Below are 19,983 nucleotides of genomic sequence, written 5' to 3'. Positions count from 1 at the left end.
TCTAAGAATATTTCTTATAGCATTTTTCCAAGAAGACGATACGGAATATCCTGCTGGTCAATTCTTTCTTATGCTCTTTGTAATTTAAATTTTATTATTTTAGTAAAAACAGCATTTGCTTCTAGCAAGTGCTGTGTTCTTTTCTTCAAATGACCATTTAGGATAAAATACAGACTGTTTATGATTTTCGGCTTGTTATTTGAAGAAAGTGCGCTATAATCTAAGCAGATTAAGATTGACTTTACAAATGGTTGAAGTCTATTAAAAAAATTTTTAATCAAAAATTTATGTTATAATAACAGTATAATCGTCGTTTGTAATTTTGGGAAAAAGGTGATTTGCTATCTCTAATGGCGCTTTTTGGAATGGAGGGCATCTATGAAGTTAGAAATGATAGGCATTAGCAAGAGCTATGGCTCTAAGTCTGTGCTCAAAGATATTTCCTGTGAATTTACTGAGGGAGTTTATGGTTTGCTTGGGGCAAATGGTACAGGTAAGACGACCTTGATGAATATCATTTGTGATCTCATAAAGCCGAGCCAAGGAAGGATGAAGTTTGATGGCGCCTCGCATGTAGAAGAGTATATCCAGTATATCGGATTCTTGCCTCAAGATTTTTCTTATTATCATAACTTTACGGGGCTCGATTTCCTTTTATATATGGCTGCTCTTAAGGGAATGACGAGGAAACAAGCCAGGGTAGAGAGCGATAAGTTTTTGCAACTTACTGGATTATACGATGTTCGGAAAAAGAAGATTGCTTCCTATTCGGGTGGTATGAAGCAAAGACTTGGCATTGCGCAGGCACTGCTCAATAATCCCAAAATATTGATTTTAGATGAGCCGACCGTGGGCCTGGATCCCAAGGAAAGGGTGAAATTCAGAAATATTATCAGTGAGCTATCGGCTGATAAAATCATTCTCTTATCTACCCATATCGTATCGGACGTAGAAGCGATAGCTAAGGAAATCCTAATCCTAAAAGATGGAAATTTTGTGGAGAGAGGTAGTGCTAAGGAACTTCTTTCGCTTATCGATGGGCAAGTTTGGGAATTTCGTGTTTCCGAGCGTGAGTGGCAGCGTTTTGCAAGGGATTATGTAATTGTGAATGAGCGGATAGAACCAGGCGGTATCGTCTTACGGGTTATTAGCAGTGATAGTCCTGTCCAAGGGGCGCAAGGGGTGATTCCGAGTCTGGAAGATTTGTATATTTATTACTTTAGAGAGGAGGTAAATGGATGATAGAATTAGTTCCTTTTGAATTGAAAAAATTATTAAAAAAGAAGTCAGTTTTAGGTGCAGTACTGGCTATTATACTGGTTTTAGCTGGATTGTTTTATGCAAATTTTTTTAATGATGGTCAGATTAGCGGATCTTCAGCTGATCGAATACATGGAAAACAAGCGGTTGTGATCAAACAAAAGATTGCTGAAGAGCATACTGGTTATTTATCTGATGAGTTAATGGATAAAATAATTAATGACTATGCAGCGAATATGCCCTATTTCAAACAGAATGATTTGTATGATATGTTTTCCTGGTATGCTATTGATCGCCTCGTCCCCAATTCTCAAGAAATTTTAACAGATACCTATAAATCTAATGATGTCTTACATTATGACCAGATTAGTCTCAAGTCGCAAGAAGAGCTGCAGTCTCATTTTCCTTTAAAAACTTTAAAACTGGGAAATTTTGCACCTTGGCATAAGTTATTTAATACCTTAAATGCTGCTTTTAGTTTAATGGTGGTATTTGTGATCTATATTTGCTGCTCTGTTTTCTCAGGTGATCGAGCAAGAAAGATGGATTCATTACTTTTGACAACTAAATATGGTCGCAATCAGTTAACGATTGCAAAAATTGTATCTGTTTTTGGAATTGCTACTTTAACATTTGTCCTTGTTAATAGCCTTGTTTTGCTGGTGTTTGGAACCTACTTTGGTTGGAGTGGTTGGGATACCAGTGTCCAGATGAATTTGGAATGGATTTCGACCATTTATAATATTTTGCAATTTCCTGTCCATATGAATCTCTTAGAATTGTTGATTCGCCTTATTCTATTCCAGTTTGTTGGTTTACTCTTTATTCTTGGGGTGATGGTTCTCATATCTAGTTTGACAAAGTCGCCGCTAGCAACATTTGCAAGTTCTGTAGGGATGTTCTTGGCTCCAGAATTTTTGATGAATATCTTCAGAGATGGTCTGATGAATAAGATACTAACTATTTTTTCAATTTCAACTGATGGAACGGAAGGAATCTTATTGAAACTTTCCAATAGCAAAGGATTTTTCTTCAATGATTTTACTGCAAATGGTGTCAGCGTGATCATTATCCGGCTCTCTCTCATGCTCCTCTGCTGTCTGATGACTTATCGAATCATCCGAAAAAGAGGACTTTAAACTAACTGTTGTCTATTTAATTGTATTTTAGAAAAGCAGTTCCGCTTTTTTGATGGAATATACAAGGAAAAAAGAGGTCACTAATATGGAAAAAAATTTGTTTTTTAAAATTTCTCTGCTTATATCTTTTATGCTAACGGCAGGAGGTCTATTATTAACACTCTGTAATTATTTATTTTTTAATTATCCGTTTTTAAACCAAACTACGGTAGGTCTAATTGTCTCGTTTTTAATGGTTTTGCTTATATTTTTTAGTTCTCATCATAGAAATAAGGATTAATTTTTTGATTACTTGAGAATAAAAAGAAAAAAACTGTTAAAGACATTCTTTGAATTTATCCTTTAAAGGAGTTGATTTTATGACTAATAGTAGGCGAGCAGTAGTTGCTACGAGCTTAGGTTTCATCTTATTGTTAGCAGTGGGAGTTCTGCTGCGGATTCGCTTTGGGAGCATGGTCTTTTTGCTAAGTTTATTCTGTTATGCGGAAGCCTTTATCATTTGGTACGCGAAAAGTAAGTCTAAGTCGCAGATCAGTGGCAGTCGGAGTATTGAACTCTTCTGGCTTTATATCAAGCAGTTGAAAATCTTTTATGTCACAATTTTGTGTCTTGCAATTCCTTTCGTGTCCCTGTCTTCTGACCCCACTTATGATTTGTTTTTTGTGCTTGGGTTGTTAGTATTTTCGCTCTTAAGCAATTATATCTTTAGCTCTCATGGCATTCAGCCATCTAAAAAAGAGACTGATGTAAAAGATTAATTGTTTTATCTGTAGCAGTTATTCAGCTTGCTGTTTTCTACAAAAGAAAAGAGGCTGGGACAAAAGTCCTAGCCTCTCAATTGTCTTTGGAATGTCGAGCAAGACGCAGTGGTTGAGTGGGCTCTACTGCGCTGACTTCATCAGCTTTTACAGCCCTACTCAACTGTGCGGAGGTGGGACGACAAAATCGAATTCTAACGAATGACCAATTTCTGTCCCACTCTCTTTTGTAAAATATGCAAGCTTAGTGTGCTACACGTTTGCGAGCGGCTTTCTTACGGTTTTCTTCGATGAAAGCTGCTTTTTGTTCCTCAGGTTCGATGACTTTTTTCTTAAAGGCATAGACTGCACCAGCAAGAGCAGCGACAGTACCTGCTACACCTGTAAGAACGCCTTTTCCAAATCCTTTAGCCATGTGATTTCTCCTTTTCTGAACTTTTATTATTTATGTTATAATTAATAGTAACGAAAAATCAAAATTTTTTCAAGGAAAAAAGATGAAAACCAAAATAATTGTGATAGTGGGGCCGACGGCGGTCGGAAAAACGGCTCTGAGTATCGAGGTAGCCAAGCGCTTCAATGGCCAAATCATTAGCGGTGATAGCCAGCAGGTTTATCGTGGCTTGGATATTGGAACAGCTAAGATTCGTCCGGAGGAGCAGGAGGGCATTCCCCATCATCTGCTGGATGTGCGGGAGGTTGGAGAAAGCTATTCGGCCTATGACTTTGTGACTGAGGCGACTCAAGCCATTCGTGAGATTGAGGCTCAAGGTCAGCTTCCCATCATTTGCGGTGGCACAGGGCTCTATATCCAGAGCTTGCTCGAAGGCTATCATCTGGGCGGCTCTGTTTCGCACGAGGAGATTCTGGCCTATCGGGCGCAGCTGGATACTTGGTCGGATGAGGATTTGTTTGGGAAAATAGCAGAGCTGGGTATCGAGATTCCACAGATAAATCGACGCAGAGCTATGAGGGCGCTTGAGATTGCCCATCTGGGAGGTTCGCTAGAAAACAGCCAACCAGACTATGAAGCACTGCTGATTTGTCTAGATGATGAAAGACAAACACTTTATGAGCGAATCAATCAGCGAGTAGATCTGATGCTAGAAGCTGGACTCTTAGAAGAAGCCCGTTGGCTGTATGAGCAGGCTCCAACCTGTCAAGCTAGCAAGGGCATCGGCTACAAGGAACTTTTTCCCTACTTTGAAGGCCAGATAAGCCTAGAGGAGGCGGTGGATAAGCTCAAACAGAATACCCGCCGTTTTGCCAAGCGCCAGCTGACTTGGTTTCGAAACCGGATGTCCGTGACCTTTTATCAGGTGGGAAATCCAGACTATAAAAATCAGGTCATGGAGGACATCAGGAAGTTTTTGGACAAGTAGCTGGCTGACCAATTAGTAAGGATATGAGATGATAGAAACAGAGAAAAAAGTAGAGCGTGTCTTTTTGGTCGGTGTGGAACTAGCAGACACGGAAAATTTTGACCTATCCATGGAGGAGCTGCAAAGTCTAGCTAAGACTGCTGGAGCTGAGGTAGTCGGCTCCTATAGTCAGAAGCGGGAAAAGTATGATAGCAAGACCTTTGTCGGTTCTGGTAAGTTAGAAGAGATCCGGCAGATGGTTGATGCCGAAGAGATTTCGACCGTCATTGTCAATAACCGTCTGACACCTCGCCAAAATGTCAATCTGGAAGAAAGCTTGGGCGTCAAGGTCATTGACCGTATGCAGCTGATTTTGGATATTTTTGCCATGAGAGCTAGGAGTCATGAGGGCAAGCTGCAGGTGCATCTGGCCCAGCTCAAGTACCTGCTGCCTCGCTTGGTTGGCCAGGGCATTATGCTCAGCCGTCAGGCAGGTGGAATTGGCTCACGTGGTCCTGGTGAAAGCCAGCTGGAGCTGAATCGACGCAGTGTCCGCAATCAGATTCATGATATTGAGCGCCAGCTCAAGGCAGTGGAGAAAAATCGGGCAACCGTTCGTGAAAAACGGCTAGAGTCCAGCATTTTCAAAATCGGTCTCATCGGTTATACCAATGCTGGCAAGTCTACGATCATGAACTGCTTGACCAGCAAGAGCCAGTATGAGGCGGACGAACTTTTTGCGACGCTAGACGCCACGACTAAGAACATCAACCTCAGTGGCCAGCTCAATGTCACTCTGACGGACACAGTTGGCTTCATTCAGGATTTGCCGACAGAGCTGGTATCTAGCTTTAAGTCCACACTGGAAGAGAGTAAAAATGTCGATTTGCTAGTCCATGTTATTGATGCCAGCGACCCTCATCATGAGGAGCATGAAAAAACCGTCCTCGACATCATGAAAGAGCTGGACATGCTGGATATTCCCCGGCTAACCCTCTATAACAAAGCAGACAAGGCGGAGGGTTTCACCCCAACCTTGACTCCTTATTCTTTGATTTCGGCTAAAGCGGATAATAGCAGAGCTCTTTTGCAGCAAGTCCTGCTGGAGCGGATGAAAGAACTCTTTGTGCCTTTTACCATCAAGGTAGCTCCGGCTAAGGCCTACAAGATTCATGATTTAGAAAAAGTCGCAATTATCGGAAATCGAGAATACATAGACGACGTCGAAGTCATTTCAGGCTGGATTGCCGAAAAAAATAAATGGAAACTGGAAGAATTTTATGACTGATTATATAGATTTGGCCCTCAAATACGGTGGTTTTACTAGCCTAGACAGGGTGTACTTAGAGCAAGTATTGGCTGGCCTGACAGAAGAGCAGAAGCTGAGCTTTATCACACCGCCACCCAGCGTTATCAATGCTTACTTTGCTGAGCTTTATCAAAAGAAAAGTCCGGAAGCCGCAACGGCTTATTTTCTAGAAATTAGCCAAGCGCTGGACTTATGGAATGCGGAGCCTAGCTTTGTAGAAAGCAAGCCTTTTGTCCGCCTCAATCTTTCTGGCAAGTCTTACGGATTTTGCTATGAGAGCGAGGAGGTCGGCTTGGTCTTTCCTGAAAATCCAGAGCCAGTAACAGCTGACTTGCTCTTTGAAATCGCCCAAGTCTTTCCACAGTACTTAGTCTACGAAGAAGCTGGGAGAATAAAAATGATACCTCTCAAAGCTGAATCTCAAGTCGTGGAAAGTCAGGCGCTGACTGCCTTGACCGACTGGCAGCAGCTGGCGGATGGCAGCCAGAGAGTTCTAGGCTACAATCAAGATGAAGTCAGTCAGCTGGCCCAGTCCTATGCTGGCAGGAAATACTATCACTCGCAGAATCGCTCTGCCATGATTTATATCATTTAGAAAGAAAAATATGCAATTACAATTTTTAGGAACTGGAGCCGGTCAGCCGTCCAAGGCTCGCAATGTGTCTAGTCTTGTCCTCAAGCTTTTGGAGGAAATCAATGAGGTCTGGATGTTTGACTGCGGTGAAGGCACCCAGAATCAAATCTTGGAAACTACCATCAAACCTCGTAAGATTTCAAAGATTTTCATCACGCACCTGCACGGTGACCACATTTTCGGCTTGCCGGGTTTTCTCTCTAGCCGAGCTTTTCAGGCCAATGAAGAGCAGACGGATTTGGAAATTTATGGGCCAGTCGGTATCAAAAGCTTTGTGATGACAAGCTTGCGCGTGTCTGGTTCTCGCCTGCCTTATCGGATTGATTTTCATGAGTTTGATGAAAACAGTCTGGGTAAGATTTTGGAGACGGACAAGTTCACTGTTTATGCGGATAAGCTAGACCACACGATTTTCTGCGTGGGTTATCGGGTGATGCAGAAAGATTTGGAAGGAACGCTGGATGCCGATAAGCTGCGCGAGGCGGGTGTTCCCTTTGGTCCTCTCTTTGGAAAAGTCAAGAATGGTCAGGATATCGTCCTAGAAGATGGCACGAAGATTGTCGCGGCTGATTACATCTCAGCTCCTCGCCCAGGTAAGACCATTACCATTTTGGGTGACACTAGAAAGACTGACTCAAGTGTTCGCTTGGCTGTGGCGGCAGATGTGCTGGTTCATGAAGCGACCTATGGCAAGGGAGATGAAAAGATGGCCCGCAAGCATGGTCATTCGACCAATATGCAAGCCGCAGAGGTAGCCAAAGAAGCTGGTGTCAAACGCCTCCTGCTCAATCATGTTAGCGCACGATTCTTATCGAAAGACATTAGCCAAATGCGGCGCGATGCCAGTGCTGTCTTTGACAATGTCCATGTGGTCAAGGACTTGGAAGAGGTTGAGTTATAATTTTACAGTCTCGGACAGTTTCGTTGAGAGGAAAATAAGATGACAGTTGAAAATCGTTTATTCGATAAAGCTGATTGGTATTTTGAGGATGCATTAACCAACTATCTTTATAGCTACCAATTACAAAATGAAGAATTAACAAAAGATGATTATCGAGAGGTTCATCGTTGGGCTGCGAATCATATTGGCTTTTTCGTTACTTGGCTCATCCAGCATGATGCAAAAGAAATGATGACTCCTGATGAAGAAGCACCACTCCAAAGTGTCAAAGACGAGCAAACTTTGGGTGTGGATTATGTTCTAGACTGGTGTGACGGAAAATTAGGAACAATGGATGTCAAAAAGGACTTTCAGGCTTTTGTGAACAATTATTATGAACATCAGTACATGAAGGATTATTCCGAATTTGTAGTCAATGACTTGTACGACCTACCTTTGGAATTTTTAGGTAGCTGGGAGGATTATCATCTTTTTGCTCCGGTCATTGATCAAGCTTATGCTGACTATTTAGTTGGAAAAAGATTTCATTAAATTAACAACACGAAAGGCATAACAATGCGCACCATCATCATCACAGGGGCTAGCGGTGGGCTGGCTCAGGAAATGGTTAAGCTCTTGCCCCATGACCGACTGATTTTGGTCGGACGGAGCAAGGCTAAGCTGGAAAAACTATATGGAGAAAGGGAAAATCTTAACCTAGTCGAGCTGGATATCACTGACAGCTCAGCTTTGGAAAGATTTGCTAAACAGATTGACAGACAATATGGTCATGTCGATGTCCTAGTTAATAACGCTGGCTATGGAATTTTTGAAGAATTTGACAAAATCAGATCAAGCGATATCGAGGCTATGTTTGAGGTCAATACCTTTGCCCTGATGAATCTGTCCCGTATCTTTGGGGCTCGCATGAAGCGGGCAGGCCGAGGCCATATTGTTAATATCGTTAGTATGGCCGGCCTCATTGCAAGTAGCAAGTCTAGTCTGTATTCGGCGACTAAGTTTGCGGCTATTGGTTTTTCCAATGCCCTGCGTTTGGAACTCCTGCCTTTTGGTGTCTATGTCACGACGGTAAATCCCGGTCCTATCAAAACAGCCTTTTTCGATCAGGCAGATCCTGATGGTTCCTATGTGAAAGCAGTCGACAAATATATGCTTGAGCCAGACTTTGTAGCAGGCAAAATTGTCAAATCTTTTGGCAAAAAGAAGCGGGAAATGAATCTACCTGGGATTCTCAATCTTGCCCACAAGCTCTATACCCTTTTTCCAAGAATTGCCGATAAAATGGCGGCCAATATGTTTAACTATAAGTGAGGTTTTATGACAGCTAATCTACAAGCTTACAAGGCTCATCTGCAGGCGCCTTGGGGCAAACTTCAGTATGATATTGTTTTTGCTTTTCTTAAATCACTGAAGGGTCAGAAAATCCTTGATTTCGGTAGCGGTTTTGGGATTGTGGCTGATTTTCTAGCGGAAAAGAACCAAGTGACCGCCATCGAGCCGAACTTAGAAATGATTGCTGAGCGCAAGCAGGACTTTTCCTATGCGCAATTGCAAGGCAGCCTAGAGGTTCTGCAAACATTGCCAGATCAGTCTTTTGATGTCGTCATCTGTCATAATGTTTTAGAGTATGTGTCTGAGCCAGCTCTCTATTTAGCAGAATTTTCCCGCCTCTTAAAAAAGGACGGCAAAATTTCTCTGGTCAAGCATCACGAGGTTGGGCGAATTATGCATACAGTGGTTTTTGAAAATGACCCAGAAAAGGCCCAGCAGCTTTTGGCAGGTCAGGAATATGAAACCCACAGCATGGGTGCTGCTAAGGTCTATCAGGTTCAGGAAGTGATTTCAGATTTGCCATTAGAAGTTGAGGATTATCAGGGAGTACGGATTTTTTACGGGCTGCAATCCAATGACTACAAAACTGCCCCTGACTGGGCTGAAAAGATGCTTGAGATGGAGCTGGCTGTCTGCAACCAATCACCTTATCGAGACATTGCTGCCTTTCAGCATGTTTGGCTGAGCCAGCGCTAAATCTATTTATTAAGCACGTCTTCCTAGGGAGAGTATTTATGGCAGAAAGAAATGTCAGAGAGCCTGAGCAACCGGTCAACTACGCTATGCTCAGTTTGTTTCAGTACATGGCTTCAATTTTGGTAATCTTGGTGCATTGTCAGCGACTTTTTGAAAATGAAGTTTTACATTTTACTCAGAAAAGCATGTTTGGTCGTATGGCAGTGCCTTTTTTCCTGATTTCATCAGCTTTTATGCTAAAATCCAGCTTGGCTAAGAAGCAGGACATGAAGCTGTACATTAAGCGTATTTTGAAGCAGTATCTTTTGTGGAGCGGGATTTATGTTCCTTATGCCTTGGCGTATTTTTGGACCTTGCCAGTTCAGAAACATTACGCTCCTTTGGCCTTGTTGGCTGGGCTTTTGTATATCGGCTTATGTTATCAACTTTGGTACATTCCCGCCTTTCTCTTGGGGCTTTTACTTGTCCACTATGTTTATAGAAAATGGGGTGCTAGAAAGACGGGGATATTTTTACTCCTGCTTTATGTAGTGGGATCCATTGAGACATACTACGCTTATTTCTCACATAGCTGGCTTACCCATTCATTTGATGTCTATGCTAAAGTTTTCTTCACCACCCGAAACGGTATTTTCTATACTCCCATTTTTATTTATTTGGGCTATCTTCTTTATGATTATCAGCAGTCTAGCATTTTTAGGAAAGATTATGGGAAAAAGCTATTTTTATCCGGTCTTCTATTGTTGCTAGATGGGTGGATTGTTTTTATCCATCAGGGGATTGACAAAAACTTCTTCTTGGCTTTGCCTCTCTTTGCTTTATTTCTAGTGAATTGGATTTTGCGTACAAGAATTGGTCAAAACTGGCATCTGTATCACCTCAAAGAATTGAGCGTTTTGTATTTCTTTTTGCATCCGATTTTTATAGAATCTTCTTTTTATCTGCTCCAAAAGACCAATTTTGCCAAATGGCAGCAGGGAAGGATTGCCTTTTTGCTAACCTTGCTCTTGACTCATCTAAGCGCAGAAGTCATTTTATTGGCTCGGAAGCGCCTGTTCTTGAAGCAAAGACTGACAAAGGAAATAGGATAGCGAAAGAAAGCTAGTAAGTAGGATCTGCCGATTGGAGAAGTTCTAGCTGGTAAGCGAAAATCCAGCAAAATTAACCTTGCTCGAATTTTAACCGATTGAGGAAGTAAAACATAAAGTGATAGAACAGAAGAAATATTCCGTGCCTTTTTCTTCTGTTCTGTCGCTTTTTCATGTTATAATATTCAGACAAGATTGAACGGAGAGAGTGTTTCACTTATCATGATTAGCTCAAAATATGACTGGCAGTTTGCCACAAATTTTACAGACGAAAAATTTTTAAAAAAGGCTAAAAAAGCTGGATTAGAGCCTGCAGCTGCCAGTCTTCTTTACCAAAGAGGTGTGCAGACTGAGGAGGCTTTACAGGAATTTTTGGAGCCTAGTTTAGACCAGCTTCACGATCCTTATGACCTGAATGATATGGAGCGGGCAGTGGATCGCATTCGCTCAGCGATTGAGAATTATGAGCAGATTTTGATCTATGGTGATTATGACGCTGATGGCATGACCTCGGCATCGATTGTCAAGGAAGCCTTGGAGCAGCTGGGGGCTGAGTGTCAGGTCTATCTGCCCAATCGCTTTACGGATGGCTATGGTCCTAATAGCAGTGTTTACAAGTATTTTATTGAAAATCAAGGTATCTCGCTCATTATTACAGTGGATAATGGGGTGGCAGGACTTGAAGCTATTGAGCTAGCCCAGTCTCTGGGCGTAGATGTCATCGTGACGGACCACCACTCCATGCCTGAGGAGCTGCCAAACGCCTATGCTATCGTCCATCCGGAACATAGCGGAGCGGATTACCCTTTCAAGCATCTAGCTGGTTGTGGGGTGGCTTTTAAGCTGGCAACTGCCTTGCTGGAAGAAGTCCAAGTCGAACTTTTGGACTTAGTTGCTATCGGTACCATTGCCGATATGGTCAGTCTGACGGGGGAAAATCGGATCTTAGTAAAATATGGCCTCTCCGTCCTCAAAAATACCCAGCGGGTGGGTCTTCAGGAACTCTTCAAAATCGCAGGCATTCAGCCGGACGAACTAGATGAAGAAACGGTTGGCTTTCAGCTTGCTCCCCGACTCAATGCCTTGGGACGGCTGGATGATCCCAATCCAGCAGTTGAGCTTTTGACAGGCTTTGACGACGAAGAAGCTCGCGACATTGCGCTCATGGTCAACCAAAAAAATGACGAGCGCAAGGAAATCGTCCAGCAGATTTATGAAGAAGCACAAACCATGCTGGATCCTAAGAGACCAGTGCAGGTGTTGGCTAAGGAAGGTTGGAATCCTGGTGTGCTAGGGATTGTCGCTGGGCGCTTGCTGGAAGAACTGCACCAGCCAGTCATAGTGCTTAATATCGAGGATGGTATCGCTAAGGGCAGCGCCCGCAGTATTGAAGCGGTCAATATTTTTGAGGCCTTGGACAGTCATCGTGATCTCTTTCTAGCCTTTGGCGGGCACGCTGGAGCGGCTGGAATGACTCTTGAAGCAGACAAACTAACGGAGCTTGCAGATATCCTGACAGCTTACATCTTAGACAATGATTTGGATTTGACTGGAAAAACAGCCCTGTATTTAGATGAGGAGCTGCACTTGCCAGAACTGACCTTGGATACGCTCAAAAGCTTCGAAAAACTTGCGCCTTTTGGCATGGACAATAAGAAGCCGCTTTTTTATCTCAAGGACTTTAAAGTGGACAATGCTCGGACTATGGGGGCTGGCAATAGCCATCTCAAGCTGAAAATTTCTCAGGAAGCCGCATCTTTCGAAGTAGTAGCTTTTGGGCAAGGAAGCCTGGCGACAGAGTTTGCCCAAACCAAGAATCTAGAGCTAGCTGTCAGCCTCTCTGTCAATAAATGGAATGGACAGACCAGTCTCCAGCTCATGCTGGTAGATGCTCGTGTGGACGGCGTACAGCTTTTCAATATCCGTAGCAAAAATGCGACGCTGCCTGACAAGGTTCCAGTCTTGCGTTTCACAGAGGAATTGCCGGATTTGACAAATAGCAGAGCAGTTGTGGTTTATGACCTGCCTGATGACTTGCAGGACTTGAAGACGATTCTTCAATCTCAGGATTTCGATGCGATTTACTTTAAGAATGAGATTGCCAAACCTTACTATCTGACCGGCTATGGTACTCGTGAGCAATTTGCTAAACTTTACAAGACAATCTACCAGTTCCCTGAGTTTGATGTTCGCTATAAACTTAAAGAGTTGGCGGCTTATCTGAAAATCGACCCAATTCTCTTGGTCAAAATGATTCAGATTTTTGAAGAGTTGGGCTTTGTCAGCATCACCGAAGGTGTCATGACGGTCAATAAGGAAGCTGAAAAGAAAGAAATTGATAGCAGTCTTATTTACCAAGACCTCAAGCGCCTAGTCAAAGAACAAGAACTCATGGCTCTGGGCACTGTGCAGGAGATTTATGACTATCTCATGGATTGCTAGGGAAAAGGCCTCCTTGTTTTACAAATCTTTCATATCTAAAAAAATTGAAAGACTGTTAGAGCCTTTTTGGATAAAACATGGTATAATAGAGAGTAAAAAATTTTTTGAAAGAAAGAACATTATGAATTTAAAAGATTATATTGCAACCATTGAAAACTACCCAACGGAAGGGATTCTCTTCCGTGATATTAGCCCTTTGATGGCTGATGGAAATGCCTACAGCTATGCTGTTCGTGAAATTGTTCAATATGCGACTGACAAGGAAATCGACATGATCGTCGGTCCAGAAGCGCGTGGCTTTATCGTAGGATGTCCAGTTGCCTTTGAATTAGGAGTTGGCTTTGCTCCTGTCCGTAAGCCTGGCAAACTTCCTCGTGAAGTTATCTCAGCTGACTATGAAAAAGAGTATGGTGTAGATACTCTGACTATGCATGCGGATGCGATCAAACCTGGTCAACGCGTTCTGATTGTCGATGACCTTCTTGCGACTGGTGGAACAGTTAAGGCGACCATTGAAATGATTGAGCGCCTTGGTGGCGTAGTGGCTGGCTGTGCCTTCCTCATCGAGTTGGATGAGCTCAAAGGTCGCGAAGCAATCGGCGATTATGACTATAAAGTATTGATGCACTACTAAAGATATAGCTTATTACTATATCTAGTTAGAGAAAAAGTATAATTGAAAACTATATCTCCTTTGAGTATAATAGGTATATTAAACAAAAGGAGATATTTTCATGCCTATCAAGATTGATAAGAAGCTTCCCGCAGTTGAAATTTTAAGCTCTGAGAATATCTTTGTCATGGATGATGACCGGGCAGATCATCAGGATATCCGCCCCTTGAATATCTTGATACTCAATCTCATGCCCCAGAAAATGGTGACGGAAACTCAGATTTTGCGTCATTTGGCCAATACGCCCTTGCAGCTGACCATTGAGTTTCTTTATATGACTTCTCATACGTCAAAGACTACCCAAGTGGAACACATGCAGACCTTTTACAAGACTTTTGAGGAGGTCAAACATCGTTTCTTTGATGGTTTGATTATCACAGGAGCGCCAGTAGAGCATCTACCCTTTGAGGCAGTAGACTATTGGGAGGAATTCCAGCAAGTGATTGAATGGTCCAAGACTCATGTCTTTTCGACTTTGCATATCTGCTGGGGGGCTCAGGCTGGGCTTTATGCCCGCTATGGCGTGGATAAGCACCAGATGGAAGAGAAACTTTCGGGTGTTTACGAGCAGTCAACTCCAAGCAATAATCTGCTTTTTAGAGGTTTTGATGATGAATTTATCACGCCTCATTCAAGGCATACAGAAGTGCTGAAGGAAGACATTCTGAATCTGACCAATCTAGAAATTCTCTCTGAGGGCGAAAAGACTGGCTTGTCTGTTTTGGCAAGCCGTGACTTGCGAGAGGTGTATAGCTTCGGTCATATGGAGTACGACCGTGATACCCTTGCCAAGGAGTATTTCCGTGACTTGGAAGCGGGCAAGGATCCTCATATTCCTGAGAATTACTTCAAGAATGATGATGTGAATGCGACACCTTGTTTGCGCTGGAGTTTGGCGGCAGCTCTCTTTTTCAGTAATTGGGTCAATTATGCAGTCTATCAAGAAACGCCATTTGATTGGCAAAGTCCAGAGAATGATGCATCCTTCTTTGCTTATTTATAAAGAGGTACTATGACTTATTTAGCAGCTTACAAAAATGGCAACTTGGTTCTTCCAAGTGCCCTCTTTTTGCATTTTAAAGACATTTTTGATTCCAGTGATGATTTTTTGGTCTGGCAGTTTTTCTATTTGCAAAATACCACTTCATTGGAGGAATTTGCGCCCAGTCAGATTGCGGAGTATATTGGCAAGACCTTATCCGAGGTCAATCGCTCCATGTCCCATCTGACGGAAAAAGGCTTGCTCCAGTACAGAACCATTGAACTGAATGGGGAAATCGAGGCAATTTTTGATGCTTCGCCAGCCTTAGAAAAGCTAGACGAGATTCTAGGCACTTCCAGTCCTACAGGGTCAAGGCCAGCGTCTGATGGCAATCTTCTCAAGGAACTGGTTGAAACCTTCCAGCAAGAGCTGGGTCGTCTTTTGACTCCCTTTGAAATTGAGGATTTGACCAAGACTATTAAGGACGATCAAACCAATCCAGATTTGGTCAAGGCTGCCTTACGCGAAGCGGTTTTCAATGGCAAGCCTAATTGGAAATATATCCAGGCAATCTTGCGTAATTGGCGGCGGGAAGGTATTACAACCCAAGCTCAAGTAGAAGCCAAACGGGCGGAGCGTGAAGCAAGTAATCCACAGAATGTAACGGTTTCGGATGATTTTCTTAATGCCATGAATTTGTGGAAGGACTGAATTTGCTAGATTAACAGTGGCCTGTTAGATACGACAGGCCCTTGGTTTTATAAAAAAGGAGAAAAGTATGACCTATCAATTACCAAAAGTCTGGTCCGCTGCGGACAGTGACCAAGGAAAGTTTTCAGGTATCAATCAGCCTACTGCGGGCGCGCGTTTTGAACAAAACCTTCCTGTCGGTAAAGAGCCCTTTCAGCTTTATTCACTTGGGACTCCAAATGGCGTTAAGGTGACCATTATGCTGGAGGAACTATTGGCAGCAGGTGTGACAGAGGCGGCCTATGACCTTTATAAGATCAGCATCATGGATGGCGAGCAGTTTGGCTCAGATTTTGTGAAAATCAATCCCAACTCCAAGATTCCGGCCTTGTTGGATCAGTCAGGTTATAAGCCGATTCGCGTCTTTGAATCAGCAAATATCCTGCTTTATCTGGCAGAGAAGTTTGGAAAGCTGATTCCGTCAGATTTGGCTGGTCGGACGGAGGTGCTCAACTGGCTCTTCTGGCAGACAGGCGCGGCGCCTTTCTTGGGGGGCGGATTTGGTCATTTCTTTAACTATGCACCAGAAAAGCTAGAATACCCGATCAACCGTTTTACGATGGAAGCCAAGCGACAGCTAGATTTGTTGGACAAAGAATTAGCCAAGAAAGCTTATATCGCTGGAGATGACTACAGTATTGCTGATATTGCTATCTGGTCTTGGCATGGGCAGTTGGTGCAGGACAAGATTTATACAGGCGCAGCGGAGTTCTTAGATGTTACATCTTACAAACATCTAGTTGCTTGGGCAGAGAAGATTGCGGCCCGTCCAGCAGTCCAGCGCGGTTTAGCTGCCGAGTATCAAGAAATTAAATAAAAAAGTGACTAGTGGCGATACAAAAATCGGCTTATCAACAGGCTGATTTTTCCTCCGCTGCTTTTTTTATACCCTTAAAAATGATATACTGAATAGAAGAATGTATAGAAAAGAGTAAGCAATGCAAAAAAAGACTATTTCCCAACGCTTGGAGCGAGTGGCTGCTTTTGTACCAGATGGGGCAAAGCTGCTGGATGTCGGGAGCGATCACGCCTATCTGCCTATTTACTTGATTCAGCAGGGACGGATTGAGAAGGCTCTGGCCGGAGAAGTGGTAGAGGGGCCTTTTCAGTCTGCCCAGAAAAATGTGGCAGAGCATGGGCTGACGGAGCAGATTGAGGTTCGCTTGGCCAATGGTCTGGCGGCTTTTGAAGCGGTAGATCAGATTGACACCATCGTCATCGCTGGCATGGGCGGTCGCTTGATTTCAGAGATTTTGGAAAATGGCAAAGCTAAGCTTGCGTCCGTTTCCCGCTTGATTTTGCAGCCCAATAACCGAGAGGATGAACTTCGCAGCTGGCTGGTATCTAACGGTTTTCGTTTGCTGGCTGAGGATATCTTAGAAGAGGCTGGTAAGTTTTACGAAATCCTGGTAGCAGAATCAGGTCAACAAACTCTGACAGAGCAAGAAAAGCGTTTTGGTCCTTTTCTGATGAAGCAACAGTCACCTGCTTTTCAGTTAAGATGGCAGAGAGAACTGAAGAAATTTGAAGGAGCTCTAGTTCATATCCCAGAAAAAAATGAGCTAGAACGCTCTGCTATGTCCCAAAAAATCGAAAGTATCAAGGAGGTACTCCATGTTAGCAAGTGAAATCATCGCCCGTTATGAAGCCTATTGCCCGCAAGAACTGTCCATGGAGGGCGACATTTCAGGCCTGCAAATCGGAACTTTGGACAAAGAAGTGGACAAGGTTCTAGTGGCATTGGATATTCGTGAGCAAACGGTGGCAGAGGCTATCGAGGCAGGTGTTGGACTGATTATCGTTAAGCATGCGCCTATTTTTCGACCGCTCAAGAACCTAGTGGCAGATAAGGTGCGAAATCAAATCATTCTAGACCTCATCAAGCATGATATTGCTGTCTATGTTAGCCATACCAATATTGATGTCGTGGAGGACGGGCTTAATGACTGGTTCTGTCAGCTATTGGATATTGAGGAGACGAGTTTTCTCAGTCAGACAAGCCCTGAACACGGTATTGGCCGTGTGGGGAGGATTGCTCCTCAGACCTTTGGGGACTTTGCGGCAAAGGTCAAGGCAAGTTTTGGACTAGATAGTTTGCGTCTGGTTACTTATGAAGAAGCGGATCTCGAACGTATCATTGAGCGTGTGGCTATTTGTGGCGGCAGCGGTCAGTCCTTTTATCCGGAGGTCATTGCTAAGGGAGCGCAGGTCTACATCACTGGTGATATTTACTATCATACAGCTCAGGAAATGCTGACAGAGGGGCTTTTGGCGCTGGATCCTGGACATCATATCGAAGTTCTTTTTACGGAAAAATTAAAAGAAAAATTTGATACTTGGAAGGCAGAAGAGGGATGGGAGATTGAAATTCTGGCTAGTCAGGCTTCGACCAATCCTTTCCGACATATTTGAGAGGGAGCGACATGAAAAAAGTAGCAGTGATTGGAGCTGGGATTGTTGGCTCAACAGCGGCTTACTATTTGTCCAAATCCCCAGATGTTGAAGTGACTGTCTTTGATGACGGCAAGGGGCAGGCAACCAAGGCAGCCGCTGGCATTATCAGTCCTTGGTTTTCCAAGCGTCGCAATAAGGCTTGGTATAGGATGGCGCGTCTGGGAGCTGATTTTTATCAGCACTTGATTGAGGATTTGAAAGCGGCTGGAATCCAGATAGACTTTTACCAACAGACAGGTGTTTATCTGCTGAAAAAGGACGAGAGCAAGCTGAAGGAACTTTATGATTTGGCTGCTAATCGTCGTGAAGAGTCGCCCTTAATAGGGGACTTGAGTCTTCTCAGCCGTCAGGAAGCTCAGGAGAAATTTCCAAACTTGCAAGGCTTTGATCAACTTCTTTATGCTTCCGGCGGTGCCCGTGTGGAGGGAGCGCTCTTGACGGAGACGCTTCTGAAAGCTAGCAAGGCAGAGTTGGTTGAGAAAAAGGTAAGTCTGGCAGTAGAAGGAGAGCAACTTCTGGTGGATGGTCGGAGCTTTGACTGTGTTATTTTAGCTGTGGGAGCTTGGCTGGGAGAAATCTTGCAGCCACTGGGCTATGAGACAGATGTTCGTCCGCAAAAAGGTCAGCTACGTGATTTTAAACTGGCTGAAAAGACGGACGACTACCCTGTTGTGATGCCTGAGGGCGAGCTGGATATCATTCCTTTTCTAGCAGGCAAGGTCAGCGTCGGTGCTAGCCATGAAAATGATCAGGGATTTGATTTGACAGTAGATAAGACAGTGCTGGATCAGTTGCAGCGAGAAGCGGAAACTTATTTGCCGAGGTTGGCTACTGCAGAGATTCTAGTCGAGCGTGTGGGAACGCGGGCTTATACCAGCGACTTTGCTCCTTTCTTTGGCGCTGTGCCAGACTTGCCGCATGTTTACGCGGCCAGCGGTCTAGGTTCTTCTGGTCTGACAACTGGTCCGCTCATCGGACGCCAATTGGCCCAGATGGCTTTGGGAAAAGCGGGGCTATTAGATCCAGCAGACTATCCTATTGAACGGTACGTGGAGAAGAAGATACTTAAGGAAAACAAATGATTATAATATTCCTCGTTTTACTTTTACTAGTAATATCAATCTTAATATCAATCTCACTTATTCTATTTACTAGCCACAAAAGTCGTTCTCAACATCCTCTTGTTGCTCAAAATAATGGAGGAAATCAGGAACTAGCAAAGAATAACAAACATAAAATAGGTTTTGGAGTTTTGGGCTGTTTCCTATCCAGTGTGGTGATCGTTTTTTTCATGGCTCTTGTCTCTATGTTTCTGAATTTCATAGATATATGGGGGATTTTTGTACGAGTTCCGAAATATGAAATGGTACAGGCTGTTCAGCGTTCTTATAAGCAGAGTGGATTTGAAGGAACGGTCAGAGTTATAGATGCTAATAAAAACTATACCTCTTTTGCTGGTTATTTAATCAGTGCTGAGTATTCTGAGGAAATTGAGGGGAAGACGGTTAAGATCGGTGACCGAATTGAGTATTACACCTCTCGGGATGAGAAATATGGAAAAACGGATATTGACCTACAGCTTGAAAAGGGATATGCGATTTATCAAGCTTTTCCTAGTATAGCTTATACGGGACTTGAGCTGAGTCCAGGTTATAGTGAAACTTTAGAAACTGTAAAAGATAGCTTTACAAGGGCGGATAAGAAGAAACTATATCTAGAATCCCTTGATTTTATGATAGATAAGGATTCGCCACATATTGATGTATACGAGGCTCTTATAAAAAAGAATCGGGCAGAAGGCCAGCCTTTGCAGGGCTTATATCCAATTCCTATTTCTGACATGTTGGAAAAAGAGGCTCTTGCCATTGAAATGAAGGTAATTTTGAACGTGGAGCAAGATGATGGATCTATCATTAGTATTGGCCAAGACCAGAAGAATGATGATAAAATCAAGCAGATTTTACAAGAGCAGCTAGATTTCACGAAGCTACCGAATGCACGCTACCTTATGGTCATTAGTGTCGGGAAACATAGTAAGTCTTCTGGATTTGGTAAATACGAGGTCATTGTTCAAAATCATCAGATCGTTCGATTTTCTATCCAAAATAAAGAATATTGAGTTGGAATAACTCTTTTTGGGTATTGCTTTCATTACAGCTTGTGCTTGTGCAATTGTATGATTTAAAGTTACTAGTTCCATGTGG

At 43.2% G+C, this 19,983-nt stretch carries 21 protein-coding genes; 20 read left to right on the top strand and 1 reads right to left on the bottom strand.

Annotated features, from left to right (window positions below):
• Window positions 1–378: 378 nt before the first annotated feature.
• The 3 genes from D8797_RS03235 (at window position 379) to D8797_RS03220 (ending at window position 3,157) form a co-directional block, all read left to right on the top strand.
• On the top strand, window positions 379–1,242 hold the full coding sequence (locus tag D8797_RS03235) for an ABC transporter ATP-binding protein (RefSeq protein ID WP_125379247.1): 864 nt from the start codon (window positions 379–381) through the stop codon (window positions 1,240–1,242).
• Complete coding sequence (locus tag D8797_RS03230; RefSeq protein ID WP_125379246.1) at window positions 1,239–2,399, top strand: ABC transporter permease subunit; 1,161 nt, start codon at window positions 1,239–1,241, stop codon at window positions 2,397–2,399. The genes D8797_RS03235 and D8797_RS03230 overlap by 4 nt, the downstream gene beginning before the upstream one ends.
• Before the next feature lie 359 nt (window positions 2,400–2,758).
• The gene (locus tag D8797_RS03220; protein ID WP_125379245.1) at window positions 2,759–3,157 is read left to right on the top strand and encodes a hypothetical protein; all 399 of its coding nucleotides are present in this window, start codon (window positions 2,759–2,761) and stop codon (window positions 3,155–3,157) included.
• 244 nt (window positions 3,158–3,401) lie between these two features.
• Here the strand turns inward: D8797_RS03220 and D8797_RS03210 are convergent, their stop codons facing one another.
• Entirely contained in the window at window positions 3,402–3,572 is a 171-nt protein-coding gene (locus D8797_RS03210) for a DUF3042 family protein (protein ID WP_005590510.1), read from the bottom strand.
• Window positions 3,573–3,654: 82 nt separating this feature from the next.
• On the opposite strand from D8797_RS03210, the gene miaA reads away from it, so the two are divergent.
• The 17 genes from miaA (at window position 3,655) to D8797_RS03125 (ending at window position 19,898) form a co-directional block, all read left to right on the top strand.
• Entirely contained in the window at window positions 3,655–4,539 is an 885-nt protein-coding gene (gene miaA, locus D8797_RS03205; protein WP_125379244.1) for a tRNA (adenosine(37)-N6)-dimethylallyltransferase MiaA, read from the top strand.
• A gap of 28 nt (window positions 4,540–4,567) precedes the next feature.
• Entirely contained in the window at window positions 4,568–5,806 is a 1,239-nt protein-coding gene (hflX, locus tag D8797_RS03200; protein WP_125379243.1) for a GTPase HflX, read from the top strand.
• Window positions 5,799–6,422 carry a cystathionine beta-lyase gene (locus tag D8797_RS03195; protein ID WP_125379242.1) on the top strand — a complete coding sequence of 208 codons (624 nt, stop codon included), beginning with the start codon at window positions 5,799–5,801 and terminating at the stop codon, window positions 6,420–6,422. The genes hflX and D8797_RS03195 overlap by 8 nt, the downstream gene beginning before the upstream one ends.
• A 10-nt stretch (window positions 6,423–6,432) precedes the next feature.
• On the top strand, window positions 6,433–7,362 hold the full coding sequence (gene rnz / locus D8797_RS03190; protein WP_125379241.1) for a ribonuclease Z: 930 nt from the start codon (window positions 6,433–6,435) through the stop codon (window positions 7,360–7,362).
• A 39-nt stretch (window positions 7,363–7,401) separates the two neighbouring features.
• Entirely contained in the window at window positions 7,402–7,893 is a 492-nt protein-coding gene (locus D8797_RS03185) for a DUF7832 domain-containing protein (RefSeq protein WP_125379240.1), read from the top strand.
• Between the two features lie 24 nt (window positions 7,894–7,917).
• Window positions 7,918–8,673 (top strand): SDR family NAD(P)-dependent oxidoreductase, encoded by a 756-nt coding sequence (locus D8797_RS03180; protein ID WP_125379239.1) that lies wholly within the window; start codon window positions 7,918–7,920, stop codon window positions 8,671–8,673.
• Window positions 8,674–8,679: 6 nt separating this feature from the next.
• Window positions 8,680–9,390, top strand: coding sequence for a class I SAM-dependent methyltransferase (locus D8797_RS03175; protein WP_125379238.1), 711 nt, complete (start codon window positions 8,680–8,682; stop codon window positions 9,388–9,390).
• 38 nt (window positions 9,391–9,428) lie between these two features.
• Window positions 9,429–10,481, top strand: coding sequence for an acyltransferase family protein (locus D8797_RS03170; protein ID WP_125379237.1), 1,053 nt, complete (start codon window positions 9,429–9,431; stop codon window positions 10,479–10,481).
• Window positions 10,482–10,700: 219 nt separating this feature from the next.
• A complete protein-coding gene (gene recJ / locus D8797_RS03165) occupies window positions 10,701–12,920 on the top strand; it encodes a single-stranded-DNA-specific exonuclease RecJ (RefSeq protein WP_125379236.1) in 2,220 nt (739 codons plus the stop codon).
• A 121-nt stretch (window positions 12,921–13,041) separates the two neighbouring features.
• Entirely contained in the window at window positions 13,042–13,554 is a 513-nt protein-coding gene (locus D8797_RS03160) for an adenine phosphoribosyltransferase (RefSeq protein WP_005590499.1), read from the top strand.
• A gap of 100 nt (window positions 13,555–13,654) precedes the next feature.
• Complete coding sequence (gene metA / locus D8797_RS03155; RefSeq protein ID WP_125379235.1) at window positions 13,655–14,596, top strand: homoserine O-acetyltransferase MetA; 942 nt, start codon at window positions 13,655–13,657, stop codon at window positions 14,594–14,596.
• Window positions 14,597–14,605: 9 nt separating this feature from the next.
• Complete coding sequence (locus D8797_RS03150; RefSeq protein WP_061909295.1) at window positions 14,606–15,286, top strand: DnaD domain-containing protein; 681 nt, start codon at window positions 14,606–14,608, stop codon at window positions 15,284–15,286.
• Window positions 15,287–15,353: 67 nt separating this feature from the next.
• Complete coding sequence (gene yghU, locus D8797_RS03145; RefSeq protein WP_125379234.1) at window positions 15,354–16,142, top strand: glutathione-dependent disulfide-bond oxidoreductase; 789 nt, start codon at window positions 15,354–15,356, stop codon at window positions 16,140–16,142.
• 121 nt (window positions 16,143–16,263) lie between these two features.
• The gene (locus tag D8797_RS03140; protein ID WP_125379233.1) at window positions 16,264–16,953 is read left to right on the top strand and encodes a tRNA (adenine(22)-N(1))-methyltransferase; all 690 of its coding nucleotides are present in this window, start codon (window positions 16,264–16,266) and stop codon (window positions 16,951–16,953) included.
• On the top strand, window positions 16,940–17,737 hold the full coding sequence (locus tag D8797_RS03135; RefSeq protein WP_125379232.1) for a Nif3-like dinuclear metal center hexameric protein: 798 nt from the start codon (window positions 16,940–16,942) through the stop codon (window positions 17,735–17,737). The genes D8797_RS03140 and D8797_RS03135 overlap by 14 nt, the downstream gene beginning before the upstream one ends.
• Window positions 17,738–17,748: 11 nt before the next feature.
• On the top strand, window positions 17,749–18,861 hold the full coding sequence (locus tag D8797_RS03130) for an NAD(P)/FAD-dependent oxidoreductase (protein WP_125379231.1): 1,113 nt from the start codon (window positions 17,749–17,751) through the stop codon (window positions 18,859–18,861).
• Window positions 18,858–19,898 (top strand): hypothetical protein, encoded by a 1,041-nt coding sequence (locus D8797_RS03125; RefSeq protein WP_125379230.1) that lies wholly within the window; start codon window positions 18,858–18,860, stop codon window positions 19,896–19,898. The genes D8797_RS03130 and D8797_RS03125 overlap by 4 nt, the downstream gene beginning before the upstream one ends.
• Window positions 19,899–19,983: the final 85 nt, after the last annotated feature.

Source organism: Streptococcus cristatus (assembly GCF_003944225.1).
Lineage (GTDB): Bacteria > Bacillota > Bacilli > Lactobacillales > Streptococcaceae > Streptococcus > Streptococcus cristatus_K.
This window is presented reverse-complemented; position numbering and strand designations above follow the sequence as displayed.